Below are 23,928 nucleotides of genomic sequence, written 5' to 3' on the forward strand. Positions count from 1 at the left end.
TCAGTCGTCGCAGAGCCGCTCCAGGGCACTGCGGATGAAGGCCTGTTCGGCTGGCGCGTCGCGGGGGTTGCCGGCGCGATGGCCCAGCACCGAATCGATCACCGCGAAGTGGGCGCCGGCAATCAGACGGGCTTCGGCGGCGCAGTCGTCGGGGGGGAAATAGAGGTCGTGGCTGCCGGCGAGCACGGTGGTGCGGGCGCGGATGGCGCTCAACGGTGCCGGCAGGGCGTTGGCCAGCCAGGCATCGAGCATGGCGATCAGGTCGTGGGGATCATGGCGCCGGTAGGCCGGCAGCCAGCTGCGCTCCACCGCCTCCTCCACGCTGGCGATGCCCTGCACCAAGTGGCGCCCCTCCTTGAAATAGGCCTGGCTGGCGGCCCAGCTGGCGTAGATCAGCGCGAAGGTGTGCAGACCCTGCTCGGGCCTGGCGCGGAAGCGGTGGCCGTCCCAGGCCGGATCGGCGGTGAGGGCCTGGCGCAGGCTCAGCAGGAACAGGCGGTTATGCGGGGTGGTGTGGGCCGTGCCGCAGAGGCAGAACAGCCGTTCCACCGCCGCCGGGGCCAGGGCGCCCCAGTGGTACGCCTGCTGCGCCCCCATCGACCAGCCGTACACGAGCGCCAGCCGCTCCACCCCGAACAGCCCCTGGATCAGCTGCTGCTGGGCGCGCAGGTTGTCGCTGTGGTGGATCACCCAGCCGTCTTCCGCCAGCCCCATGGCGCTGTTGCTGGGGCTGCTGGAGCGGCCGTTGCCGAACTGGCTCACCAGCACCACGCACCAGCGTTCCGGGTCGAGGATCGGGCCCACCACCCATTCGATGTCCTCCGGCCAGGCCCCGTAGGAACTGGGGTAGAGCACCAGGTTGGAGCGCTGTGGGTTGAGCGTGCCGTACACCCGGTACGACAGCCAGGCATCCGGCAGCGTCTGGCCGCAGTGGAAGCGGAACGGCCCCAGCGGGAAGTGGCGGTCGCCGCTGGACGCCGGGGCGCTCAAACCGGCTGCGGCTGGAGGGTGGGGGCGGCGGGCAGCTCCAGCAGCGACGGATCGGCCAGGAAGCGGCGATGCACCGCCAGGTAGCCCGGATCCAGATGACGCAGCTGGGGCGCCAGCCACTGGTGGGCCGCCGGCAGGGCATGGAACGGCACCGAGGCGAACAGGTGGTGCTCGGCGTGGAACGGCATGTTCCACATCAGCCAGCGCAGCGGCGCCAGGGTGCTGGTGGTGCGGGTGTTGCTCAGGCCGTTGGTGCCGGTGTCGCAGCCGCCGTGCTCAGCCAGCAGCACGAAACGCAGCAGCGGTTGCCCCAGTGCCAGCGGCAGGAGCCAGTGCCAGAGCAGAAAGCCGTTGCCCCCCGGCACCGACAGCAGCAGCAGCACGCCGTAGACAGCCGCCTGCTTCAGCAGGGAACGGCGCACCGCTGGCGCCGCATCGGCGGGGATGTAGGGGTTGGCGCTGAACTCACCGCGCAGGCCGCGCAGATGGCCGCGCAGCTTGGCGTTCCACCAGGGCAGGCCGCTGAGTTCAAGCAGGTAGGCCCAGCGGCTGGTCGGCGGTTGGTCTTCCAGCTCGGGATCAAGACCCGGCTGGTGGGTGTAGCGGTGGTGCCACTGGTGGTAGCGGCGGTAGAAGTCGGCGTTGTAGAAGCTCAGCACCCCCGCCCACCAGGCCACGGCGTCGTTGACGGCGCGGCTGGCGAAGGCGGTGCGGTGGCCGCATTCGTGCATGGCGCAGAAGGCGAAGGCCAGGCCCCAGCCGCACAGCAGCAGGGCCGGCAGGCGCAGCAGCAGGCTGAGCCGCTCGTCGCCCCACACCCAGCCCGTCGCCAGGATCAGCGCCGCATGGGAGAGGGTCTGCAGCCAGCCGGCCCGATCGGAGCGGCCATTGAGCTCGCGCAGCTCAGCGGCGGGGATCAGGGCGCTGGCGTCGGTTGATGGGGTCGCCCCTGGATGGTCGTCCACGGAAGGGGTCGCCGCTGGATGGTCCACAGCCGTCATGAGCCGAGCAGTGCCGTGCATTCCAGCGGCTCCGTCCGGCTGCCGCGAGGCTGCAGCTGCTGCTGGATCCGTTGGGCGAGGTGATCGGCGTCGCCGCCGATGCCGCAGAAGCGGCCCGAGCCCCAGGTGTGCAGCCACGGCAGGCCGATGAAATAGAGCCCCTCGGCCTGGGTGATGCCCCGGTGGTGCACCGGTTCGCCGCTGCCATCGAACACCGGCACTTCCACCCAGCTGAAATCGGAGCGGTAACCCGTGCACCAGATCACGGCGGCCAGCGGCTCCTTGTAGAGGTCGATCAAGCTGAGCTCGCGGCTCGGGGCAGGACGCCAGCAGGGCTGGTACGGCGGCTCCAGCGGCGCGTCGAGGCCGTTGGCGGCGATGTAGGCGTCGATGCTGGCGCGGATGCGGGTGTACACGGCATCGGCCGCATCCAGGTTGGCGGCCAGGTTGTCGGCAAAGCTCAGGCCCGCTGCGGTGATCCGCTCCAGCCGGCCATGCAGCACCATGCCTTCGCTGGCCCGCTGGCGCAGGTCGATTTCGCGGCCGCCGTCCCGGCCCGTGAGGTAGTGGTTCGTCTTGTGGCGGATGGCGCGGGGATCGGCATGGGCGTCGATCGGGGTGTCGTAGACCCCCATCCGCTCCAGCCACTCCACCACGTCGCGGCCGCGGTAACGGCGAGGCGAACGGGGCGCCGAACCCACGCTGAGGTGCACGCGACGCCCGGCCAGGAAGAGATCTTCGGCGATCTGGCAGCCCGACTGACCGCTGCCCACCACCAGCACCGGGCCCTCCGGCAGCTGATCGGGATGGCGGTAGTCGCGGGCATCGAGCTGGAGCACCTTGCCGGGCAGCCGCTCGGCCATCGGGTGGCGGCGCGGGTGGTGGTAGGCGCCGGTGGCGATCACCACCTGCTCGGTGTCGACCACGCCGGCGCTGGTGAGCAGGCGGTAGCCATTGCTGCTGGGCACCAGCCGTTCCACGCTCACCCCCTCCCGCACGGTGATGGCTGAACGTTCGGCGAAGCGGCGCACGTAGTCGACGATCGCCTCACGGCCCATGAAGCCGTCGGGATCATCGCCGTCGTAGGGGAAGCCGGGCAGGCGGCACTGCCAGTTGGGGGTGACCAGGCAGAAGGAATCCCAGCGCTGCTGCTCCCAGGCGTGGGCCACCCGGTGGCGCTCCAGCACGAGCGCCTCAATGCCCCGTTGCTGCAGGCAGCTCGCCACCGACAGCCCCGCCTGGCCGCCGCCGATCACCACAACCGGCGCCGTGACGGGGGCGGCAGCGCCGTCGGTTGCCGCGCTCTGCGCAGGTGTGCCACCGGGAGATGCAGCGATGGTCTCAGCGGCAGAAGCGGCGGGTGAGGTGGAGGCTGACCCCACGGGCAGGCGGCGAAGGGGAGGAAGAGAAGGGGAGGAAGACAGTGGCGCGGCCAGGCCATCACCCTCCTCATCGTGAGTTGCCGTGAGGGGCGGCCCGGTAGCAATCAAGACCAAATCGCAGGCCAGCACGGGCTCTGCCGTTTGGTGCCTGCTGCTACGTAAGTTCACACAGGCCTGGTGCATGGTCGTGACGCTGTTTCTTTCGCAGGTCGCCGGTTCATGCCTGAGGTCACCCGCCCCGCCAATCAACCTGGCGATTTCCTCGTGGATTACGAGGAGAAGGTGTTCCCCGATGTGAAGGCGGAACCGGGCGAAAAGGCGCTCATCACCTTTCACACCGTGGCGTTCGAAGGCTCGATCGGCCTGGTGAACCTGCTGCAGGCCAGCCGCCTGATCAACAAGGGCTTCGAGACTTCGATCCTGCTCTACGGGCCCGGTGTCACCCTCGGAGTGCAGCGCGGCTTCCCCAAGCTCGGTGATGCCGCCTTCGACGGCCACCTCAACTTCAACGCCCGCCTGCAGAAGTTCATGGACCAGGGCGGCAAGGTGTATGCCTGCCGCTTCGCCCTTCAGGCCCTCTACGGCCATGGCGAGGGGGCACTGATGGCGGGCATCACCCCGGTGAATCCGCTCGATGTGCTCGACATCGTGCTGATGCACCGCAAGGAAGGCGCCTTCATCCTCGACACCTGGACGCTCTGACGATGAACGGCCCGATCGTCGTGGCCGCCGCCCAGATCCGTCCGGTGCTGCACAGCCTGGAGGGGTCTGTGGAGCGGGTGCTGGCAGCGATCACGGAGGCGGCCGGCCAGGGGGTGCAGCTGATCGTGTTTCCCGAAACCTTTCTTCCCTATTACCCCTACTTCTCCTTCGTGGAGCCGCCGGCGCTGATGGGGCGCTCCCATCTGCGCCTCTATGAGCAGGCGGTGACGGTGCCGGGTCCGGCGCTGCGCCGCATCGCGGCCGCGGCGCGCGAGCATGCCATGCACGTGCTGCTGGGCATCAACGAACGGGAGGGCGGCAGCCTCTACAACGCCCAGCTGCTGATCGACGCCAACGGCGCGCTGCTGCTGAAGCGGCGCAAGCTCACCCCCACGTATCACGAGCGCATGGTGTGGGGCCAGGGCGATGGCGCCGGCCTCACGGTGGTGCCCACGGCGCTGGGGCGCATCGGTGCCCTGGCCTGCTGGGAGCACTACAACCCGCTGGCCCGCTTCAGCCTGATGGCCCAGGGGGAGGAGATCCACTGCGCCCAGTTCCCCGGTTCGCTGGTGGGCCCGATCTTCAGTGAGCAGACGGCCGTCACCCTGCGGCACCACGCGCTGGAGGCGGGCTGTTTCGTGGTGAGTTCCACCGCCTGGCTCGATCCCGCCGACCTCGATCAGATCACGCCGGATCCGGCGCTGCAGAAGGCCTGCCAGGGGGGCTGCCACACCGCCGTGATCAGCCCGGAAGGTCGCTACCTGGCGGGTCCGCTGCCGGAGGGGGAAGGGCTGGCGATCGCCGAGCTCGACCCGGCCCTGATCACCAAGCGCAAACGGATGATGGACAGCGTGGGCCACTACAGCCGCCCCGACCTGCTCGGCCTGCGTCTCGATCGCACGCCGGCGCGCCAGGTGCAGGAGCGGGACGGGGGCAACGCAACGGCTGCCGGTGGTGGCGCTGGTCCTGCCATGCCTGCTGACCTGCCCGTACTGCTGGAGCCCTTGCTGGAGCCCCAGCGGGAAGCCTTGCGGTCACCCCTGACGGCCGTGCCGCCCCCGGCTGCGGGGATCTCCGCCCCTCCGCCACTGCTCAGTTCCTTGCCGGAGGCCGTGCCCCATGGCTGACTCCAGGGATGCCGCCGCGCTGGCGCGGCTCGTCACCGACCTGCAGGTGCAGGGCCTGGTGGAGCCCGGTGTGCCCGGCAACAAGGGCCGCCGCGGCGGTGCCGGCCCCTCCGACCACCGCGCCCTCACCCTGGATGGCACCACGGTGATGGTGCCCGTGTACAGCAGCGCCGCCCAGCGCTCCCCCTTCCGCCTGGCGGCCGGTGGCGCCGGTCTGGAGCTGCAGCGGGAGTCCGCCACGCCGCTGGCGGTGGTGGAGGCTCCGCCGGAGCCGCGCTTTTACGGCCTGCACACCGCCGATGGCACGCCGTACCGCTCGATCGCGCTGCTGCACAGCCGCGATGTGCTCGCCACCACGCTGCTGCAGACCTGCATCCGCTTCCGCGACCGCAGCCAGTCGTGCCAGTTCTGCGCCATCGAGCAATCGCTCGACGACGGCCGCACCCTGGTTCGCAAGACCCCGGCCCAGGTGGCGGAGGTGGCGGAGGCGGCGGTGCGGCTCGATGGGGTGCGCCAGCTGGTGATGACCACCGGCACCCCCAACAGCGACGACCGCGGCGCCCGCCTGCTGGCCGAGACGGCGGCGGCCGTGAAGGCGCGGGTGAACCTGCCGATCCAGGCCCAGTGCGAGCCGCCGGAGGATCCGATCTGGTTCCAGCGGATGAAGGACGCCGGCGTCGACAGCCTCGGCATGCACCTGGAGGTGGTGGAGCCCGAGGTGCGGCGCCGCATCCTGCCGGGCAAGGCGGAGCTGAGCCTGGAGCGCTACTTCGAGGCGTTCGAGCAGGCCGTGGCGGTGTTCGGCCGCGGCGAGGTGTCCACCTATCTGCTGGCGGGGCTGGGCGACAGCGCCGCCGCGATCGTGGCCTGCAGCGAGCGCCTGATCGCCGCTGGTGTGTATCCGTTCGTGGTGCCGTTCGTGCCGATCAGCGGCACTCCGCTGGAGCACCATCCCGCGCCCAGCGCCGCCTTCATGGTGGAGATCTACACGGCCGTGGCCCAGCAGCTGGCGGCATCGGATCTGCGCGCTGCCGCGATGTCGGCGGGCTGCGCCAAGTGCGGCGCCTGCTCGGCCCTGTCGCTGTTCGAGCAGGCGGCCGCCACGAGCGACGCCCCATCGGCCCCACCACAGGCGGGCTGCGGCCCCTCCAGCTCCTGATGTTCTTCATTGACCCCTCCAGCCACGACATCGGCCGCAGCCCCACATCGGCGCCGGCCGCCTTCACCCCGTCGGTGCGCTGGGGTCTGGGCATCGACGCCGAGGATTTCCGCCTCTCGCCCTCGGCCTGCTCCGAGCGCTTCTCCTTCCATCTGCTGCGGCCCGGCACGCCGCTGCTGGCCGGCTACTGGGATCTGCGTCGCCGCATCTTCTGCCAGGAGCAGCATCTGTTCGAAGCCTCCGACCGCGACGCCCGCGACGCGGACGCCACCCCGATCGCGGCAATCGCCCATGGGGCCAACCGGGCGGGCGCCAGCCCGGGCAGCGGCGGGCCGGTGGTGGGGGTGGTGCGGATCCTGGAGCAGGAGCCAAGGCTCTGGTACGGCGGCCGGCTCGGCGTGGACGCCGCCTTCCGCCGCCACAACCAGATCGGCAAGGGCCTGATCTGGAAGGCCGTGACCACCGCGAACGGCTGGGGCTGCGACCGCTTCCTGGCGACTGTGCAGGAGCAGAACGTGCGCTTCTTCCAGCGCCTGCACTGGCACTCGGTGGACACCCTGGAGCTCAAGGGGCTGCCCCATCACCTGATGGAGGCCGACCTCCGTTACTACACCCCGTCGCGGGAACGCCGGCCGGTGGCATGAGCGGCATCGACCTGGCGCCGCTGGCGGCACGGCTGCGTGCCCTGGCCGGCCTGCACGGCAAGACCGCCATTCAGCGCCCCGCCGCCCATTTCCCCCACCAGCCCTTCGCCGCCCTCGGCCCGGCCGCCCTGCTCGGCGATGACGCCGCCCTGCTGCCGGCCTGCAGCGGCCGTCTGCTGCTGGCCAGCGAAGGGATGGATCCGGGCCTGCTGGCCAAGGATCCCTGGTTCGCCGGCTGGTGCGGCGTGCTGGTGAACCTCAGCGACATCGCCGCGATGGGTGGCCGGCCGCTGGCACTGGTGAACAGCCTCTGGTGCCGCGGGGCGGAGCGGGCCGAGCCGGTGCTGGCGGGTCTGCAGGCGGCGGCGGCGCGCTTCGCGGTGCCGGTGGTGGGCGGCCACACCAACCTCAACAGCCCCTACGACGCGCTGGCGGTGGCGGTGCTGGGCAGCGCCGCTGGCGCGGTGCTCTCGGCCCGTTTCGCCCGCCCCGGCGACCACTGCGTTCTGCTGGTGAATGGCGCCGGCCACATGCGCCTTCCGGATCGTTTCTGGGATGCGGCCACGCAGGCGGCGCCGGAGCTGCTGCGCCGCCAGCTGGCCCTGCCGGCAAAGCTGGCGGAAGACGGGGTGGTGCATGCCGCCAAGGACATCAGCATGGGCGGCCTGGTGGGCACGGCGGTGATGTTCTGCGAGAGCGCCGGCTGCGGCCTGACGCTCGAGCTTGAGGCGATCACGCCGCCTGAGGGCGTGGCGCTGGAAGACTGGCTGGCCTGCTTCCCCAGCTTCGGCTTCCTGCTGGCGGTGGCGCCCGGGCAGGAGCCGGCCCTGCGGGCGGCCGTCGCGGCGGAGGGCCATGGGCCGGCCCTGATCTGCCAGCCGATCGGCCGCTTCACGGCGGAGCCGGGCGTGCGCCTGCGGGCCGGTGGCGGCGAGGAAACCGTGTGGAGCGGCGCAGAGGCACTCACCGGCTTCGGCCCGGTGCCGTCGGGGTAGGGGGTGCAGCGCTCAGCCTCGCTGGCCTGGTTCTGCTTCGGCGTTCACGTTCACCCTCACGTTCACGCCCACGTTCACGCTCACGTCCACCTCCCGCCTTCCTGCCATGCCCGAAGTAATGCTGCAGCTCGAATGGCCCGACGGCCGCCAGACCACGCTCTATTCGCCCTCGACGGTGATCCTGCAGCACCTCCAACCCGGTGAGCGGCTGCCGGTGGCGGAGTTGCAGCAGCGCGCCGAGCGCGCGCTGGGTGAGGCGTCCGAGCGGGTGCGGGCCCGCTATGGCTTCGCCTGCACGCGCACCGATGAGGAGCGCAGCAAGTTGCGCCACACCGCCACCGCCTACGCCGCCGACCAGTTCGTAACGATCAGCGCCGCATGAACGCCTCCTTCTTCGCCAAGTTTCGCGGTGACCGGGCGCCGCTTCCTCCCCGGCCCGCCCGCCGGGCCATTGCCCTGGCCTGGCTGGGCGGCTTCCTGGCGATCGCCGCTGTTGCCCTGCTGCAGCTGGGCCTCAGTGCCCCCTTCGTGCTCGGCTCCTTCGGCGCCACCTGCGTGCTGGCCTTCGGCTACCCCGACGTTCCCTTCTCCCAGCCGCGCAACATCGTGCTGGGCCACACGCTCAGCACCGCCGTGGGCCTGCTGTTCCTCAGCCTGTTCGGCCCCCAGTGGTGGGCCATGGCCGCCGCCCTCGCCACCGCGATCGCCCTGATGATGGCCACCGGCACCGTGCACCCCCCGGCCGGTTCCAACCCGGTGATCGTGTTCCTGCTGCAGCCCGGCTGGGGCTTCCTGCTCTTCCCCACCGCCCTGGGCGCCGTGATCGTGACGGCAGTGGCGCTGTTTTATAACAACGCCGTGAGAACTGGCAGGTATCCGAAGTATTGGTGAATGCGCTTTTCGGTTGGGGTGGAGTGAGTGAATGAACGCAGGGTCCAGCAATCAGCCGCATCGCTCACGAAAACTCTGCCTCCAATCTCCTCGCTGAAACTTGTTCGTGGAGTGTATCTACCGCGAAGAGTGTGATGGCTGATCGTGATGGCGCGATCAATAAGTTAAGCGGTTTCGATTAGGTCCTTGACGTCGGCTTCGGCAACTCCGAGGATCTCCCCTACCTTCCGAATGTACATCCTTTCTGCGGGGTGGACAACTTCGTCACGCCTTGATAAAGCAACCATGTCAACCAAGACGCCTATCGAATCACTTGGATTGGCCGCCAAAACGCTGTAATCAACTTCAATTTGCTGACAACTTTCGAGAGACTTCAGGATTTCGTTCTTGTCCACTGATTGAAGCTCATAATTAGACATCATCTCTTTGATGAATCCTGATTCTTGGTCGTGAGTCATTCCGTCAATTGATGCAAGGCAGGCGAGAACTCTGAGCCTCTGCACAACAGCGGATGCTCCGCTTGGCTCTTCTGTTGCTGTTGAGTCTTCTGGCGACTTGAGGGGTTCATCATGATCAATTTCTTCTTCATCCAATGATATATCTTGACTGAGAATCTGGTCGGCCTTCCGGCCGACTTTCTTGGTCATATAGTGAACCCAAGCGGCCATTGCGGCCGCGCCGAGAATTGGAACCCATTTGCTGAGCGCAGACTTCAGAGCCTGCTGGGTGACTCTTCCCGCCAATAGGGCGACAGTTCTCTGGAAGACGCGAAGTGAAACACGCTTGACGATTAACTTGCTTCCCTGCATCACAAACAAAGAGCCGGCACCTATTCCGAACGCATCAAGTAGAACGCCGGCAAGAAGCTCCTTGGTTAAAACTTCAGTTTTTCCATAGGCAATTCCGATGTCATAGATTAGAGTTAGCTGGTTTCGAAAAATCAATGTAAGCTCAGGAACAATCCCTACAAGGCCCCATGGCCCTGGTACAAGATTGAATCCTCCTGAAATCACAGCATTCTTCGTGGAGCAGGAATCGACAATTGCTGCTACTGATTCCCGGGTAGGGACGCGCTCTGGGTGTTGTGCATAATATCCTTTGCGATTGGATATAACTAGTTCAAAGAGTCCCATCAGCCCGTCAGAAAGCTTTTGTTGAAATGCTTCAGCAGCAGAAGTGGTGTCAGCTGCTGAGGAGCGAGTTTGATCGGCCATGGTTGCTCAAGTACTGTTTTCATTTAATCATAATTCAGTCAGAAGGTACAGCTACAGCTACAGCTCTTGATTCGGCACAGTTCCTCGGCCTTGTGGCCGATGGCTGTTTATGAGGTAGGCAGCGTCGCACCCCTACGAGCGCATCAACACGAATATGACCTACACCTCGTTGAGGTCGCCGACCTGTACACGCTGCTCCAGATCCCCGAGCACGTCCTCAATCTGGGCCAGGGCCGAACGCAGATCATCGGCGATTTCCTGGGCCAGCAGGTGCGGCTCCGGCAGATTGGCGGAATCTTCTAGGCTCTCATCGCGGAGCCAGAAGAGATCAAGGCTTACCTTGTCGCGGGCGAGGATCTCTTCGTAGCTGAAGGAGCGCCAGCGCCCCTCGGGGTTGGCTTCGCTCCAGGTTGCTGCGCGGTTGTGGCGATCTTCAGGCCGGTAGCAAGCCACGAACTCATCGAGATCGGCGCGGACCATCCGCTTGGTCTTGAGGGTGAAGTGCTTGTTGGTGCGCAGGTCGTACACCCACAACGTCTTCGTCCAGGGAGTTTCCGCGCCGGGCCGGCGATCAAAGAACAGCACGTTGGCCTTCACGCCCTGGGCATAGAAGATGCCGGTGGGCAGGCGGAGCAGGGTGTGGACATCGCACTCCTTGAGCAGATTGCGGCGCACGATCTCGCCGGCACCCCCCTCGAAGAGCACGTTGTCGGGCACCACAACGGCGGCACGGCCATGGATCTTGAGCAGCGACTTGATGTGCTGCACGAAGTTGAGCTGCTTGTTGGAGGTGGTCGTCCAGAAATCGGGGCGGTTGTAGGTGAGTGACTGGCGATCGGTTTCGCCGACATCGTTGACGATCGTGATCGACGACTTCTTGCCGAAGGGAGGATTGGTGATCACCACATCGACACGGACGCTGGGCTCATCGCGAAGGGCGTCGTCGGTTTGGATCGGTACCTCGTGCTGGTGTTCGCCGTCGGGGCCGATGCCGTGCAGGTAGAGGTTCATGCCGCAGAGGCGGGCCACATTGGGCACCAGTTCGGTGCCGCGCAGCGCCTCGAAGCGCAGGTGGCGTTTCTGGTCGCGGTCGAGCGCGTAGTGATGCTGGACGTATTCGTAGGCGGAGAGCAGGAAGCCGCCGGTGCCACAGGCGGGGTCGGCGATCACCTCGCTGGGCTGGGGCCGCACGCACTCGACGATGCCGTCGATCAGGGGGCGTGGGGTGAAGTACTGGCCAGCGCCACTTTTGGTGTCCTGGGCGTTGCGCTCCAGCAGGCCTTCGTAGGCATCGCCCTTCACATCGGCCGACATCGCCAACCAGTTCTCCTTGCCGATCAGCTCCACCACCAGCTGACGCAGCCTGGCCGGATCCTGAATCTTGTTCTGGGCCTTCTCGAAGATCAGCCTGAGCATCCCGCCCTCCCTGCCCAGGGCATTGAGGGTGCGGCGGTAGAGCTGCTCCAGTTCCACGCCTTCCATCTGCGGCGCGGCCAGGTCGGCCCAACGGTGTCCCTCGGGGATCGGCTGCTCCTCGCCGGTGAGCTGGGCGCGCTCATCGGCCATCTTGAGGAACAGCAGGAAGGTGAGCTGCTCCAGGTAGTCCTGGTAGGAGAGCCCGTCGTCGCGCAGCACGTGGCAGTAAGACCAAAGCTTCTGGACGATGCGGTTGGCGGCGTCGCTCATGCGCGGGGTTCCTCGGGGTTCGGCCTGTTGCGTAAGGCCTGACGCGTGCGCAGGCTCCTGCCGAGGACGGTGAGGCGGTAGCGCTGCTTGCTGCTGTTCGGCTTGTCGGGACTCGTCATCTCAAGCAGGCCAGCCTGGATCGCAGGCACGAGGAAGCTGGTCCGAAGGTATTTCCTGTTGGTGATGCCCAGCCGCTCTTGCAGCTCTTCGCGGAGTGACTCTCCATCCGCGACCGCCAGCAACCGCTCGACTTGGGGGGTGACTTGGGGGGTGACTTGGGGGGTGCCCTGCGGGAGCCACCCCTCCGCCCGCGGATGAAGCGGCAGGCGGATCAGGAAGTAGGTGCGATCCTCATCGCTCTCGAACTCCGGCGGCGGCGAACCGTTGTCCTTCATGGCCCGCAGAATCTTGGGAACGCCGGTTGAGCGTCCTTCCGTGAGGTCGAGTTCCTTGAGGAATTCGCCGATGCGGCGGTTGCGATAGCGGCGGCTGTCGGCCTTGCCGACCCGCAGATCCTCCATCCGCACGGACCGATCGGGACCGGGAAAGCTGAGCACAACCAGATCCTCAGGACTGATGCGCACCTCGATCGGTTCCCGCTCCTCGTAGGAGCGGTGATAGACGGCATTGACAATGGCCTCCTCGATCGCGACCCGCGGAACATTCCAGAGGCGCTCGGCCTCCGAGCGATCGGAATGCTTGATCACCGTCTCCCTGACGTAGTTGTTGGCGATGTAGCTGATGGCATCCCGTGCGATGCGCCCGAGTGGCCCCTGGAACACCTTCTCCTCGAAGCGATCGCCACTGGCCCCATCAGGGAAGAACACAACGTCGATCTGGGTCGCGGGAAAGAAGCGGTGCGGCGCGTCATTGAAGAAGAGGAGGCCCACATTCTTGGGGAACGGCAACTCGGACGGGCCACCGACCACATTCATCTGCCGACCCAGCGCTTCGCTGGAGAGCGAAGGCAACTCGCCGGCCAGCTCGCTTCCTACTTCATCGAGGAATTCACCGATCAGGCGACGGGAAAGGTCATCGAGAGAGGCGGCGTGGTTGCAGCGATCATCGAACGGCACGGTCGCCGCCAGGCCGAGCAATTCACGCTCGTCGGCTCCCCGGGCGCGCACGGTGCTGGAACCACGGCGGATGTAGTAAGCCCACTCCTTGGCCTCTCTAGCCAGGCTCACCCGGGCCTTGTACGGGCGGGTCTCTCCACCCGGCGCCCAGATAACGACAACGGCCTTCCCCTGCACGGTGTATGGGGCAGCGATTGGATGAAAGGGTGGCTGAATCGCCTGGTTGCCCAGATTCAGCAGCTCTTTCTGCAGCGCGTCGATGCCAGTCGGATCGATGCCCTTGAGCGGCAGCATGGGGCGGCCATCCTGCTCCTCGACACCGATCACGAGGTAGCCACCGCCGAGGTTGTGGAAGTCGTTGGCGAAAGCACAGATCGTGTGCAGCACGCTTTGGGGATTCCAAGCCGCCTTGTACTCAACGCGCTCGTTCTCGATGGTGCGTTGATGGAGGAGCGCGTCGAGGTTGATGGGCAGCGGTGTCCTCACCTTCGACTCCCACCTTCTCCGGGAGCCTGGCGGCGGCTGCGAGCGGCGCGCGTAGGCTGGGCAGCGCGCTCAGCGCGGATGCGCTCCAGCATTACCTCAGCAGGCTCATCTTTGGGGTCCTGGTCGACGAGGCGGCCTTCGAAAGCCCACTTGAGGATGGATTGGCGGAGGCGTGAAATCCTTGAAAGATCGGCGTTCACGGCAAGGGCTGTCGCCCGGCACGTAGTCAATAACCGATCAACCTCCTCCGCAATTCGCAACTGTTCAGTATGAGGGGGTAATGGGAACTCGATTTCCGCAAACCGCCCGGCTCCGAGATGGGCAATGTTGGTGGTGATCTGAGCGACTTTCATGTACCTGCGCAAGTGAAGCTGAGCCAAGAAGACCAACAGGGCGAACCGTGGCTCCACACTTGATGAAGCCTGAAATCTTATGAGGGAGTTGGTGAAGCATGCGCCAGGAACTTCGTTCCGGTACATCGCTGGCCGCCCAACCAGGTGTGGGCTCTGTCCTTCGTTAAGGAGAATGTCGCCGTGCTTCAAGTGATAGATCTCGAACTCCTTCTCTGAGAAGTTCATGGTCATAACATCTGCGGCATCAATTCGATCTTCAAACACATTTGCTACGCGAAGGTAGGGTCGCATGTTCGGCCCTTCGTGGTGGACAGGTGCTCTCTGTCGCCCAAGTTGAACATGCCCTGCGATGTCGATACGAGTCCAACACCACCCTTCCGGCAACTCCTGCAGCTCACCCGTATCAGGCCCTGCTGGCTCCACATACCTCGCTTTCCACTTGTCGTTCCATGGCGGTTTCCCTTTGGCTTTCATCTTCGCCAGCTCGGCTTCCTCCCAGCGCTGGCGACGTTCGACGAGGATGCGCTCCAGGAGCGCCGAGGCGGGCTCGTACTCCCGGCCCTCCGCGCGGGCCAGTTCGGCCTCGGTGGGCACCAGTCGCCCTTCGACGGCGTCCTTGAGCACCGAGGCGCGGTAACGCTTCAGGTTGCGTTGCACCCGCACCAAGGTCGCCATGGCGTCATCGAGCCGGGTGAGGTAGCTCTCGATGGCTTCGACGACTTGAAAACGCTCTCGAGCTGGAGCTAGGGGAATCTGAATGCCAAGCAAGCTTGCCTGTCCAATATTGCGCATCGAGAGTTGATTCCCGGTTGACCGAGCCTCAATCTGAGCGCGTCCATCGCGACTCCGCAGATACCAAAGAATCCAAGGCTTCAACTCGTCTGCAACTAAGACGCGCAGTATCTTGTCACTGAGCATCAGCTGTTTAGTCACTGAGCCCACGATCACACAAGCACCAACCAGTTCAATCGTGTTGGCGCGACTGATCAGCAAGTCACCAGGATGGATTTGATAGTTCGGATTGAATTGCTTTTCGCTCGGGCATGTCTTGCTTTCCTGCTCGTTGAACGCCCCCCAGCTGACAGCACTGACCTTGACAACTCCAGGTTCCTCATCATTCGGTGGCTTCTCAACGCACCGAAAGCTCTTGCCAGCTTCAAGTGCGGTAACGATGTGTAAAAGAGTGGTGGTGGTCCAGTGACTTGGCAAGTGTGCGCTGCTCACGCCGCCAACACCTCATTCAGCTCACCAATCACCTCGCGAAGCCCGGATCCAAACACCTGCACCGCTTTGCCGCGCCCGCCGGCTTCAGCAAAGGGTGTGTAGTCGAGATCATCGAGGTGGATTTCCAGGCTGGTGGCGATGTGGTCGCGCATCATCTCTAGCCAGCTGAGTTGCTCGTCGCTGAAGGGTCGGCCGCGATTGCCCTGCTGCGCCAGCCACTGGTTGAAGCGTTCGCGCACCTGCTCCACGTACGGCACCAGCTCCCCATCCGTGCGCGTAGCGAAGCGGATCAACGACACGATGTCGGTGAGCAACCGCTGGCTGGAGGCGCCCCGCACCTTGTCGCGCTCCAGCAGCTCATAGGCGCGCCAGAGCCGCTCGGGCGTCCAGGAGCGGGGCGGTGCCTTGATCGCCTCGGCCAGGGCCTTGATGTCGTTGAACGACAGGCGCTTGCCGTAGGGCTGGGCGTAGAAGAACTGCAGGGCATCGATCTCGTCCTTGTTGGCCGTGATGAACTGCTCGAAGTCGGTCACGAGCGCGCGGGCCTTTTCGCGCGCTTCCGTGCTGGCTCCCGCCTCCAGCACCACATCCTCCGACACCTCATCGATCACCTGCTCCAGCTCCCGCTTGAGGTCTACAAGCAAGTTGCGCAGCGCTGGCTTCGTGGCCAGGGGTTCAACGGCGTGTTTCAGCAAAGCCTCCGCAGCCTGGCTCAGCTGCTGCTCCGTCGGCTCGGAGCCCTCGGCAACCTCAAACAGGCGGCGAGCTTCGGCGATCTGGTGGTCAGGGTCGAGCCCCTCCACGATCGCAGCGCAGAGGCGCCCAAGGGGGATTCCGCCGGAGGCTTCCAGCACCCGGGCCTGGTCTTCCTGGCCGCACTGCCGATCGAGCCGGGCCAGGCGGCTGGCCAGCGAGGAGAGCACCTCCTGATTGGTGCCGCCCATGGCCACGTGCTGGAGCAGTGCCTGGAGGCTCACCGTGCGCTTGCGTTCCAGTGGTTGGCTGTCGGCAAGTTCTTTCTCAGTAACGCCCACGCAGTCGACGATCACGAAGTGGGTTTTGGCTTTGGCCTCTTCACCACTCACGGCGCGCAGGTCGTTGGGGTTGATGATGCGCACCCCGCGCCCTTTCATCTGCTCGAACAGCAACCGGCTTTTCACCGCCCGCAGGAACATCACAATCTCAATCGGCTTGATGTCCGTGCCCGTGGCCACCATGTCCACCGTCACGGCGATGCGTGGCTCGTACTGGTTGCGAAAGGCCTGGATCAGGTCATCGGGCTTCGCATCCGTCACCCGGTAGGTGATCTTTTGGCAGAAGGCATTGCCCCGGCCGAATTCGTCGCGGATGATCTCGACGATGTCTTCGGCGTGGCTGTCGTCCTTGGCGAAGATCAAGGTTTTTGGCACCTCTTTACGTCCTGGAAAGATGTCCACAGGCAATCGGTCGCGGAAGGTGCGGATGATCGTGCGGATCTGGTCTTTCGCCACCACGCGGCGGTCGAGATCGTTCGGGTTTTAGGTGAGATCTTCCTCGGCGGATTGCCAGCGCAGCGCCCGCGTTCTGCGGTTGCGGAAGCCGAGCATTGTGCCATGCCCGGCTTCCACCTTGGAGCCACCTTCTGTGATGCGGGTGCGGATCTTGTAGATCTCAAAGTCCACGTTCACGCCATCGGCCACGGCGCGTTCGTGGTTGTACTCCATCACTAAGTTCTTGTTGAAGAAGCCGAAGGTCTGCTTCGAGGGGGTGGCGGTGAGCCCGATCAGGAAGGCATCGAAGTACTCCACCACCTGCCGCCACAGGGTGTAGATCGAGCGATGCACCTCATCGATCACCACCACGTCGAAGAACTCCAGCGGCAAGGCCGGGTTGTACACCACCGGCAGCGGCTCCAGGATGGCGTCGGCGCCGCTCTCGAACTGGGAGCCTTCCTCCAGGGTGGGATCGAGCTCAGGTTCGCCCTTGAGCATCGAATACACCCGCTGGATCGTGGCGATCACCACCTTGCTCGAGTCCATGATCGTGTTCGAGCTGAGGCGCTGCACGTTGTAGAGCTCGGTGAACTTGCGGTTCACCTCCGGCGCCCAGTAGCCCTGGAACTCCTTCTCGGCCTGCTTGGCGAGGTTGTCGCGATCCACCAGGAAGAGCACCCGACGCGCTCCGCCGTACTTGATCAAGCGGTAGATGGCGGTGATGGCGGCAATTGTTTTGCCGGAGCCGGTGGCCATCTGGATCAGGGCGCGCGGGCGGTTGCGCTGGAGCGAGTGCTCCAGGTTGGTGACGGCTTCGATCTGGTTGGCGTAAAGGGTGCCCGGCTCAACCGGCGGCATGGTGGTGAGGCGGCCCCGGAACGACGATGGTTTCGTGTCTTCAGCGGCGGTGTACAGGCCGCACCCTTCCGCATATAGGCGCTTCACCCAGGCATCGAGTGTTTCGGCCTGGATCCATTCAGCCAGGGTTTCCGGCCGATGGATGTGGGGCAGGTTGGCGGAGACGGTGCGGGATTTCGGGTCGGGGTCGAGACCGTTGATGAAGCGGGTCTCCACGCCCGTGCTCATGTACACGAACGGCAGCGGCGTGACGGGGCGACTCAGCTCTGCCCGCAGGCCCGCGGCGTACTTGCTGGATTGGAGTTCCACGCCGCTGAGGGTGTGGCCTGCCGGTTTGGCTTCGATGGCGCCCACGGCCTTGCCGTTCACAAACAGCAGATAGTCCGCAGTCCCATGGCCACTGGCCATGCTGACCTCGCGCAACGCCACACCCAGCCCGGCGCCCAGATTGATGGCGTCGTGGTTCTGGATGACCCAGCCCGCCTCAACGAGAGCAGCGTCGATGTCCAGCCGGGCCTTCTGCTCGGGTGTCAGGTTCATGGGGGCTCTCCCTGGGCCAGAACGTAGGTGCGCTGAGGATTGTCTGCAGTGGTGCCGCTTTCGAGCGTCAGACCCACGCCCTGTTTTGGGTGATTGGGGAGGGACTGCTCAATGGCGTCAACAACTGTTGGCCCCACGGGAGTGGTGGGAATGGGGAGGCGGCCGATCACACTGCTGGGCAGCTTGGACACACCACGCGTCAAGTCTTCGACTCTGAGGCTCAGGGGTCGTGGCCCTGCTGTGACCATGTCTAGTTTGTTGCCGAAGATCGATAAGCGGTTGGGTGTGCACCGCAGGGAAAAGCCGGTGTGACTCACCGTATGGATCGGCTGCTCACGCACGGCCTCGAGGGGGCAGGTTCCAGCGAGCGCAGCAGCGAACGGCGCCGATTTCGGCGCCATGCCAGGAGTGCTTCTGCCCGAAGTTGATCTGTTCCTTCATGCCTTGCATCGGGATGGAAGGCACCGCGAACCGATCGAGGTTGTGGCTTTCTTGTGAGCGGGCCAAACGACTGGATTGTGTCCAGGCCTCTCGGATGCGTGCAGGAGAATGCTTTCTCTTTGAGCGCAAGAGAGCGGCTATGATGAAACGGCCAATTGAAGGGTTGCAATATCACCATCAATGATTTCCAGATCATTGTGAATATCCGTCAGATTATATCGAGTTTCTCCGACAATATCTTCTGTGGCCTCGTCTATCTTCGCTGTTACGTCATCGAGTTTTGAGGCGATGTCGTCGAGGCCATAGATGCCGTTAACGTTTTCGAACCTCCTTGCAATGTCGTCGAGGCCGTAGATGCCGTTGATGTTGTCTAGCTTGTCAGATATTTCGTCCAGCTTGAGTGTGGCTTCGCTCATGCAGGCGAGCAGCTCGCGAAGCAGAGACGCAACTTCTTCCATGATTTGCTTCTAGCGAGCGGGCTTGAGAGGAAAGGCATTGGTATCCATCGCGACCGGGCTGTCCTGAGGAGCTGTGTCCTCTGGCGCCTCGGAAAAGGCTGCTGTGCCTGAATTGATCGAGGCCTTCATCTCCATGCATTGTCTGTAAAACAGTAGCATTGGCATAGGAATTTATGTCAATCATTTCCAGTAAGATTCCGCTGCAGTGCCAGCGGCCTCTGGTGCTCCTCTGAGTCTTGGGACGCATAGGATCTATTCCGCTTTACACCCCCATCCGCAAGGCTGTGCAGATGTTGAGATTCGGTGGATAGGGGCGTGGTGGCGATCGGGCAAGGCGGTTGACGAGCCCGCGCGCGATTTCCAGGATCTGCGGAGGCCTTCCTTTTGCTCAGCTAGAGGTAGAGAGCCTTGTGTTCTCATCGGCACAACATCTTGAGGGGCAGTGAGGACAGCCTTGCAACCAACAACCTGAATTCAAGCCTCAAGCCTCGTGGCTCGCCTCCGGCCATAGCGCCTGGATCTCCTCGGCCTGATGGTGGGCGGCGAATCGCTCCCACACAATCCCGTTGACATCCGTCTCCATGGAGAACGCGGTGGCGGTTGGGTCTTCCCAGCCCAGATGGCGCAGCGATCCTGGCGGAAAGGCGGGATCATGCCGCACAGAGAGATTCAGCGACTCTGTTCGCCACAGCGCATATTCCCCTTGAACGATTGCGCATGGCGGAACGCCCAAGCGTTTGGAATAGTCCTCAATGGAGGATTCGATGTTGTCTGTTGAGAGCGCCATGTGAAGCCTTCTCATCTCGTTTCTTCGGAAGGATCGCCATCCCCATGCTGCAGGATGCACTTACCTGGAGCCAGTCTTCGCTTGCAGGCTTGCCAAGCGATGGCGGTGGCGTGGGCCAGGCTTCAGCGCCCAGCCACCCCTGCTTCACGCCTGATGCACCACCTGCTGCGGGTAGGGCATCTCGATGCCTTCCTTGGCGAAGCGCTCCCACACGGCCACGCTCACTTCGCTTTTGATGCTGCCGTTGTTCATCGGATCTTCGATCCAGTAGCGCAGGCCGTAGTTGATGCCGGAATCGCCGTAGCTGAGCAGCAGCGCTTTGGGCGGTGGCTGGCTGAGCACGCGGGGTGATTGGCGGGCCACGTCCTCCAGCATGGGGATCACCTGGGCGGGGTCGTGGCGGTAGGCGGCTGACACATCCACCTGGCTGCGGCGCAGGCGGTCGGTGCCCGTATAGGTGACGGTGGTGGTGGTGAAGAAGTCCTGGTTGGGGATCACCAGCTCGGCATTGTCGCGGTCGCGCCAGAGCACGGCGGCGCGCAGACCGAGGCTGCGCACCTCACAGGGATCGCCATCGATGAACAGGATCTCGCCGGGCCGCACCGATCCTTCGAACAGCAACCACAGGCCACTGATGAAGTTGGAGAACACCTCCTTGATGCCGAAGCCGATGCCCACCGACAGCCCGCCGGCGATGGCGGCGATCGCATTGGTGTTGAGGCCCACGCGGTGCATCAGCCACAGCACGCCGACACCGATGAGCAGATAACGCAGCACCAGCGTGGTGGCTTCGCGGGTGCCGTCGCTGAAGTGCAGCAGCCCCTGCAGCAGGCGCGCCAGCCAGCTCACCGGATAGGCCGACACCGCCACCAGGAAATAGGGAATCGTCAGCAGCAGAAACAGATTGCCGGTGGTGAGCGTGTCACCGAACACCGGCAGCAAGGGGATGTCGGCCACATCCTCGAGCGAATCGAGCTGGTTCACCAGCGATCCCGCCACCAGCAGCACGTACAGCGGCCGGATCAGCTGATTGAACAGGCGATCCACCCCGCGCACGGGGAAGCGCAGCAGCAGGGCTTCGTGCACAAAGGCCAGAAACAGCCAGATCGCATACATGCGCATGAAGTAGAGCGCCAGGCCGGCCGGCTGCCCCAGCCACTCCAGCAGCGCCGCATTGAGCCGCAGCGCCACCAGCAACCCCACGGTTCCCACCAGCGCCAGCCGGCGGCCCCCCCGGCGCAGCCGTGGCCGCACCACCAGCTGAAACAACACCAGCAGCGCACCGGCGCTCAGGCATTGCACCAACACCACCGGCCGGCTCAGGTAGCCCACCCAGCCGGTGAATTCAAACAACAGGCTGTTCATCGGCCGCCGTTCACGGTGCCAGCGCCGCAGCAGGGCGATGGGAGAGCAGCATGGCGGTGGCCTCGGCCGGCGTGAGCTCTCCCTGCACCGTGCGCTGCAGCACGAAATCAATCGCCCGGCCGGCCGCCATGGTCTGATCCGGGTTGCTGAAGTTCAGCATGTGGGAGTTCTCCAGGCTCGTGGCCAGGGCCGCCAGGCGATGGGAACTCTTGGTGGGAACCAGCACATCGGGGTTCACCGGCAGCGTGCCGGGGGCGGAGAGCATCATCTCCCGCTGGTTCACCTTGTTGAGGCTGAACAACACAAAGGCCTCTGCCAATTTCCGTTGACGGCCCGTGGAATGGCGCCCGAAACTCCACACCCGCAGGGCGGTGATCGGTTTCGCCGGACGGCCCTCCGCCCCCGGCAGCACCGACATGCCCAGGTTCTGGCCCAGCTTGCGGCTGAGCGGCTCCAGCCAGTTGCCGTTGCAGCTGATCCAGTCCCGGTCGCCTCGCTCCAGCTGGCCCACCAGATCGGCGTCGTCTTCCGAGAAGGACACATTGCTCTGCAGGTTGGTGGCGGCCAGCCAGGTCAGCCACTCCTCCAGTTGCCTGCGGTCGTCTGCAGACACCAGCACAGGGGTGGATGTCGTCTTGCTCGGCGGGTGCTCCACCAGTTGCAACAGGGTGTCGTCAGCCTCGAAGCTGCTGGCGGTCCACAGCAGGTCGGCGAGCTGCAGCGGCAGGCCCACCTGCAGACCCTTGGCGCTGAGTTCCAGCAGCTCTGTGAGCGTGGTGGGTGGATCGCTCACGCGGCGGCGATCGAAGCAGGCCACCTGCGGCTTGGCCAGCAGCGGGATGGCCAGGTAGCGGGTGCCGATGCGGAAGTCGTTGCGGAAGCGGGGCGCCAGGCGATTGAACTGCACGGGGTTCAACGCCACTGCTTCGGTGAGCCCCCTCTCGTGCAGCCGCAGCGCCGTGACCACCGGGCTCACCACCAGATCGGGCCCCAGGCCGCGCGACTGGCGAAAGGCCATGGCCTCCACGATCCGATCGGCCGCAAAGTGGTTGACGTGGATGTCGACGTTGGGGTTGAGCTTGCGGAAGCCGTCGATCAGCTCTTGCGACTGGCTGGTGGTGCCGTCGTTCTGGGCGGGGTTGCCGATGGAGCCCCCGGCCTTCTCCACGTAGACGTAGAGCGGCTCACGGCCCAGCAGGTTCGCCATGCTTCCCTGACAGCCGCTCAGCGCCAGTAGCACCGCCACTGCGGCGCCGATCCGCCCCCAGCGCCGCTGGCCAGGTTTCCCTGCAAGCGGCAGGCGCTGCCTCATCGGCCGATTCCCGTGAGCGTTTCGCTCACCTCCCACAGCTGCCGCCGCTGGGCAGCATCAAGGGCCGCCGGCGCGATCCGCACCTGGGTGGGCCAGCCGCGCATGCCGCCCCATTGATTCGGTCCGTAGTGCTCACCGCCCTTGGCGCCGGGGGCCGTGGCGGCATGCAACTGGGGCAGGGCGCCCATGGCGGCGCTCTGGAACAGCGGATCCATCAGCCGGTAGCTGAGCGCTTCCAGCTTCGAGCCGTTGGCGGCCACCGAGGCGGGCTGCAGGTTGGTGCGCGCCAGGCCGGGATGGGCGGCCAGTGAGGCCACGCCGCTGCCGTCGGCGGCCAGACGCTCCTGCAGTTCGAGCGCGAACATCACATTGGCCAGCTTGCTCTGGCTGTAGGCCGCCCAGCGGTCGTAGCGCTGCTCCGCCGCCAGGTCGTCGAAAGCGATGCGGCCGAAATACTGCGCGCCGGAGGTGACCGTCACCACCCGCGCGTCGCTGCGGCCCCGCATCAGCGGCAGCAGCAGCAGGGTGAGGGCGAAGTGGCCCAGGTGGTTGGTGCCGAACTGCAGCTCGAAGCCATCGCGGGTGAGCGTGCGCGGCGGCGCCATCACGCCGGCGTTGTTGAGCAGCAGATCCAGCCGGCCGTACTGGTCGGCCAGCCAGTGGCTGGCGCGGCGGATGCTCTGCAGATCAGCCAGATCCAGCTCCAGCACCTCCAGCCCGCCGCCGCCCCGCACGCTGGCGATCAGCTCGCTGCGGGCCGCCTCGCCCTTCCGCCGGCTGCGGCAGGCCAGCACCACGGTGGCGCCATGGGCCGCCAACGCCCGGGCCGATTCCAGCCCCAGGCCACTGTTGGCTCCGGTGATCAAAGCGATCCGACCGCTCTGGTCGGGGATGGCGTCAGCGGTCCAGGGCATGGGGGGAGCTGCTGGGCGGCGGGCATTCACGCGTTCCACTGTGTCGCCTGGAGCTCCAGCACGGTGGGCGCCACCCACAGCGCGCCACTCTGCCGGTGGGCGGCATTGATCTCGGCGGCCACCAGCGCCTCCTCCTCGGTGCTCCAGCGGCCCTGGCGGATCAGCTCCTGCCCGTAGATGACCACGAAGCGCTCCAGCCAGCGCGCCACCGCATCGCCTGGCCGCCCCACCAGGGCCAGCGGTTGCAAGGCGTCGATCTGAAAGCCGCGCGCCGCCAGCAGTGCCGGCAGCCGCCGGTTCACATCCGGATCACCGCCGGCCGCCTCGAAGCTGGCGTAGGCGGCCTCGGCGAAACGGGCCACGGCCGCTCCGTTCGGGTACAGCCCGAAGCTGCGCCAGTGCACGTATTCATGCAGTACCACCCGTCCGCCAGCGGCCATGCAGCGGGACAGCCCGTCCAGCAGCGGCTCCAGCGTGGGCAGGAACATCGCCACCCAGCGGCACCAGGCCAGCTGGAAGCCCTCCGCCGGCAGTGGATCACAGCTGAGGTTGTGGGCGTGCAGCTCAAGTTGCGGCAGCCCGGCGGCCTGGGCCGCGGCGCGGGCCACCTCCAGATACGTGGGGCTCAGCTCCAGGCCGAGCACCCGCCCGCCGGGCCCCACCAGCCGCGCCAGCTCCAGGCTGGAGAAGCCTGGCCCGGCGCCCAGATCCAGCACCGCCTGACCCGGCTGCAGCCCGGCGCGCTGCCAGGCGGCACGGGCGGAAGGCAGCCACAGCGTGTGCTGCAGCCGCAACCGCTCGATCTCCGCGTCGGAGCTGCCGAGCACGTAGCGGTCGGGGGCCATCGCCGC

General features: G+C 65.6%; 22 protein-coding genes. 7 read left to right on the plus strand and 15 right to left on the minus strand.

All coding sequences use genetic code 11. From position 1 onward, the window contains the following. From ACWJI3_RS05300 to ACWJI3_RS05310, 3 genes are read right to left on the minus strand one after another with little or no spacing between them, the layout of a single operon-like run. The gene (locus tag ACWJI3_RS05300; RefSeq protein ID WP_480203101.1) at positions 1–990 is read right to left on the minus strand and encodes an alpha/beta fold hydrolase; all 990 of its coding nucleotides are present in this window, start codon (positions 988–990) and stop codon (positions 1–3) included. Continuing rightward, positions 987–2,012 (minus strand): fatty acid desaturase, encoded by a 1,026-nt coding sequence (locus ACWJI3_RS05305; protein ID WP_480203102.1) that lies wholly within the window; start codon positions 2,010–2,012, stop codon positions 987–989. Before ACWJI3_RS05305 ends, ACWJI3_RS05300 begins: the two co-directional genes overlap by 4 nt. After that, a complete protein-coding gene (locus tag ACWJI3_RS05310) occupies positions 1,988–3,250 on the minus strand; it encodes an MSMEG_0569 family flavin-dependent oxidoreductase (RefSeq protein ID WP_480203365.1) in 1,263 nt (420 codons plus the stop codon). Before ACWJI3_RS05310 ends, ACWJI3_RS05305 begins: the two co-directional genes overlap by 25 nt. A gap of 342 nt (positions 3,251–3,592) precedes the next feature. Between ACWJI3_RS05310 and ACWJI3_RS05315 the strand changes: the two genes are divergently transcribed. The 7 genes from ACWJI3_RS05315 to ACWJI3_RS05345 all read left to right on the plus strand — a co-directional run bounded on the left by ACWJI3_RS05315 (position 3,593) and on the right by ACWJI3_RS05345 (position 8,891). Then, a complete protein-coding gene (locus ACWJI3_RS05315) occupies positions 3,593–4,075 on the plus strand; it encodes an MSMEG_0572/Sll0783 family nitrogen starvation response protein (RefSeq protein WP_094511252.1) in 483 nt (160 codons plus the stop codon). Positions 4,076–4,077: 2 nt separating this feature from the next. After that, the gene (locus ACWJI3_RS05320; RefSeq protein WP_480203103.1) at positions 4,078–5,202 is read left to right on the plus strand and encodes a Nit6803 family nitrilase; all 1,125 of its coding nucleotides are present in this window, start codon (positions 4,078–4,080) and stop codon (positions 5,200–5,202) included. Continuing rightward, positions 5,195–6,361: an MSMEG_0568 family radical SAM protein gene (locus ACWJI3_RS05325; RefSeq protein ID WP_094511262.1), complete on the plus strand. Its 1,167-nt coding sequence runs from the start codon at positions 5,195–5,197 to the stop codon at positions 6,359–6,361. Before ACWJI3_RS05320 ends, ACWJI3_RS05325 begins: the two co-directional genes overlap by 8 nt. Then, on the plus strand, positions 6,361–7,005 hold the full coding sequence (locus tag ACWJI3_RS05330) for an MSMEG_0567/Sll0786 family nitrogen starvation N-acetyltransferase (protein WP_480203104.1): 645 nt from the start codon (positions 6,361–6,363) through the stop codon (positions 7,003–7,005). The genes ACWJI3_RS05325 and ACWJI3_RS05330 overlap by 1 nt, the downstream gene beginning before the upstream one ends. Continuing rightward, positions 7,002–8,000 carry a sll0787 family AIR synthase-like protein gene (locus ACWJI3_RS05335; RefSeq protein WP_480203105.1) on the plus strand — a complete coding sequence of 333 codons (999 nt, stop codon included), beginning with the start codon at positions 7,002–7,004 and terminating at the stop codon, positions 7,998–8,000. Before ACWJI3_RS05330 ends, ACWJI3_RS05335 begins: the two co-directional genes overlap by 4 nt. 106 nt (positions 8,001–8,106) lie before the next feature. Then, positions 8,107–8,382 (plus strand): MSMEG_0570 family nitrogen starvation response protein, encoded by a 276-nt coding sequence (locus ACWJI3_RS05340; RefSeq protein ID WP_480203106.1) that lies wholly within the window; start codon positions 8,107–8,109, stop codon positions 8,380–8,382. Continuing rightward, on the plus strand, positions 8,379–8,891 hold the full coding sequence (locus ACWJI3_RS05345) for an HPP family protein (protein ID WP_480203107.1): 513 nt from the start codon (positions 8,379–8,381) through the stop codon (positions 8,889–8,891). The genes ACWJI3_RS05340 and ACWJI3_RS05345 overlap by 4 nt, the downstream gene beginning before the upstream one ends. Positions 8,892–9,055: 164 nt before the next feature. On the opposite strand, the gene ACWJI3_RS05350 is transcribed toward ACWJI3_RS05345, so the two are convergent. The 12 genes from ACWJI3_RS05350 to ACWJI3_RS05405 form a co-directional block, all read right to left on the minus strand. After that, the gene (locus ACWJI3_RS05350) at positions 9,056–10,105 is read right to left on the minus strand and encodes a tellurite resistance TerB family protein (RefSeq protein WP_480203108.1); all 1,050 of its coding nucleotides are present in this window, start codon (positions 10,103–10,105) and stop codon (positions 9,056–9,058) included. Between the two features lie 159 nt (positions 10,106–10,264). Continuing rightward, on the minus strand, positions 10,265–11,791 hold the full coding sequence (locus tag ACWJI3_RS05355; RefSeq protein WP_480203109.1) for a class I SAM-dependent DNA methyltransferase: 1,527 nt from the start codon (positions 11,789–11,791) through the stop codon (positions 10,265–10,267). Further along, entirely contained in the window at positions 11,788–13,353 is a 1,566-nt protein-coding gene (locus ACWJI3_RS05360; RefSeq protein WP_480203110.1) for a Fic family protein, read from the minus strand. The genes ACWJI3_RS05355 and ACWJI3_RS05360 overlap by 4 nt, the downstream gene beginning before the upstream one ends. Further along, positions 13,350–14,930, minus strand: a complete 1,581-nt coding sequence (locus ACWJI3_RS05365; RefSeq protein WP_480203111.1) for a restriction endonuclease subunit S — start codon at positions 14,928–14,930, stop codon at positions 13,350–13,352. Before ACWJI3_RS05365 ends, ACWJI3_RS05360 begins: the two co-directional genes overlap by 4 nt. Next, positions 14,927–16,423: a type I restriction-modification enzyme R subunit C-terminal domain-containing protein gene (locus tag ACWJI3_RS05370; protein WP_480203112.1), complete on the minus strand. Its 1,497-nt coding sequence runs from the start codon at positions 16,421–16,423 to the stop codon at positions 14,927–14,929. The genes ACWJI3_RS05365 and ACWJI3_RS05370 overlap by 4 nt, the downstream gene beginning before the upstream one ends. A gap of 24 nt (positions 16,424–16,447) precedes the next feature. Then, entirely contained in the window at positions 16,448–17,800 is a 1,353-nt protein-coding gene (locus ACWJI3_RS05375; protein WP_480203113.1) for a DEAD/DEAH box helicase family protein, read from the minus strand. A gap of 578 nt (positions 17,801–18,378) precedes the next feature. Continuing rightward, positions 18,379–18,699 carry a hypothetical protein gene (locus tag ACWJI3_RS05380; RefSeq protein WP_480203114.1) on the minus strand — a complete coding sequence of 107 codons (321 nt, stop codon included), beginning with the start codon at positions 18,697–18,699 and terminating at the stop codon, positions 18,379–18,381. 481 nt (positions 18,700–19,180) lie between these two features. Then, the gene (locus ACWJI3_RS05385) at positions 19,181–19,486 is read right to left on the minus strand and encodes a VOC family protein (RefSeq protein WP_480203115.1); all 306 of its coding nucleotides are present in this window, start codon (positions 19,484–19,486) and stop codon (positions 19,181–19,183) included. 144 nt (positions 19,487–19,630) lie between these two features. Beyond that, entirely contained in the window at positions 19,631–20,851 is a 1,221-nt protein-coding gene (locus ACWJI3_RS05390; RefSeq protein ID WP_480203116.1) for a mechanosensitive ion channel family protein, read from the minus strand. A gap of 10 nt (positions 20,852–20,861) precedes the next feature. After that, a complete protein-coding gene (locus ACWJI3_RS05395; RefSeq protein WP_480203117.1) occupies positions 20,862–22,058 on the minus strand; it encodes an extracellular solute-binding protein in 1,197 nt (398 codons plus the stop codon). 101 nt (positions 22,059–22,159) lie between these two features. Next, entirely contained in the window at positions 22,160–23,077 is a 918-nt protein-coding gene (locus tag ACWJI3_RS05400; protein ID WP_480203118.1) for an oxidoreductase, read from the minus strand. A 26-nt stretch (positions 23,078–23,103) separates the two neighbouring features. Beyond that, positions 23,104–23,922: a methyltransferase domain-containing protein gene (locus tag ACWJI3_RS05405; RefSeq protein WP_480203119.1), complete on the minus strand. Its 819-nt coding sequence runs from the start codon at positions 23,920–23,922 to the stop codon at positions 23,104–23,106. Positions 23,923–23,928 lie beyond the last annotated feature (6 nt).

It is taken from the genome of Marcopretia estuarina LEGE 06307, from assembly GCF_056633115.1.

Coding starts and splice junctions, on each gene's coding strand:
- ACWJI3_RS05305 (WP_480203102.1), bottom strand. CDS start 2,012: ATGCACGGCACTGCTCGGCTCATGACGGCTGTGGACCATCCAGCGGCG.
- ACWJI3_RS05315 (WP_094511252.1), top strand. CDS start 3,593: ATGCCTGAGGTCACCCGCCCCGCCAATCAACCTGGCGATTTCCTCGTG.
- ACWJI3_RS05320 (WP_480203103.1), top strand. CDS start 4,078: ATGAACGGCCCGATCGTCGTGGCCGCCGCCCAGATCCGTCCGGTGCTG.
- ACWJI3_RS05325 (WP_094511262.1), top strand. CDS start 5,195: ATGGCTGACTCCAGGGATGCCGCCGCGCTGGCGCGGCTCGTCACCGAC.
- ACWJI3_RS05330 (WP_480203104.1), top strand. CDS start 6,361: ATGTTCTTCATTGACCCCTCCAGCCACGACATCGGCCGCAGCCCCACA.
- ACWJI3_RS05335 (WP_480203105.1), top strand. CDS start 7,002: ATGAGCGGCATCGACCTGGCGCCGCTGGCGGCACGGCTGCGTGCCCTG.
- ACWJI3_RS05340 (WP_480203106.1), top strand. CDS start 8,107: ATGCCCGAAGTAATGCTGCAGCTCGAATGGCCCGACGGCCGCCAGACC.
- ACWJI3_RS05345 (WP_480203107.1), top strand. CDS start 8,379: ATGAACGCCTCCTTCTTCGCCAAGTTTCGCGGTGACCGGGCGCCGCTT.
- ACWJI3_RS05350 (WP_480203108.1), bottom strand. CDS start 10,105: ATGGCCGATCAAACTCGCTCCTCAGCAGCTGACACCACTTCTGCTGCT.
- ACWJI3_RS05355 (WP_480203109.1), bottom strand. CDS start 11,791: ATGAGCGACGCCGCCAACCGCATCGTCCAGAAGCTTTGGTCTTACTGC.
- ACWJI3_RS05375 (WP_480203113.1), bottom strand. CDS start 17,800: ATGAACCTGACACCCGAGCAGAAGGCCCGGCTGGACATCGACGCTGCT.
- ACWJI3_RS05380 (WP_480203114.1), bottom strand. CDS start 18,699: ATGGAAGAAGTTGCGTCTCTGCTTCGCGAGCTGCTCGCCTGCATGAGC.
- ACWJI3_RS05385 (WP_480203115.1), bottom strand. CDS start 19,486: ATGGCGCTCTCAACAGACAACATCGAATCCTCCATTGAGGACTATTCC.
- ACWJI3_RS05390 (WP_480203116.1), bottom strand. CDS start 20,851: ATGAACAGCCTGTTGTTTGAATTCACCGGCTGGGTGGGCTACCTGAGC.
- ACWJI3_RS05395 (WP_480203117.1), bottom strand. CDS start 22,058: ATGGCGAACCTGCTGGGCCGTGAGCCGCTCTACGTCTACGTGGAGAAG.
- ACWJI3_RS05400 (WP_480203118.1), bottom strand. CDS start 23,077: ATGCCCTGGACCGCTGACGCCATCCCCGACCAGAGCGGTCGGATCGCT.
- ACWJI3_RS05405 (WP_480203119.1), bottom strand. CDS start 23,922: ATGGCCCCCGACCGCTACGTGCTCGGCAGCTCCGACGCGGAGATCGAG.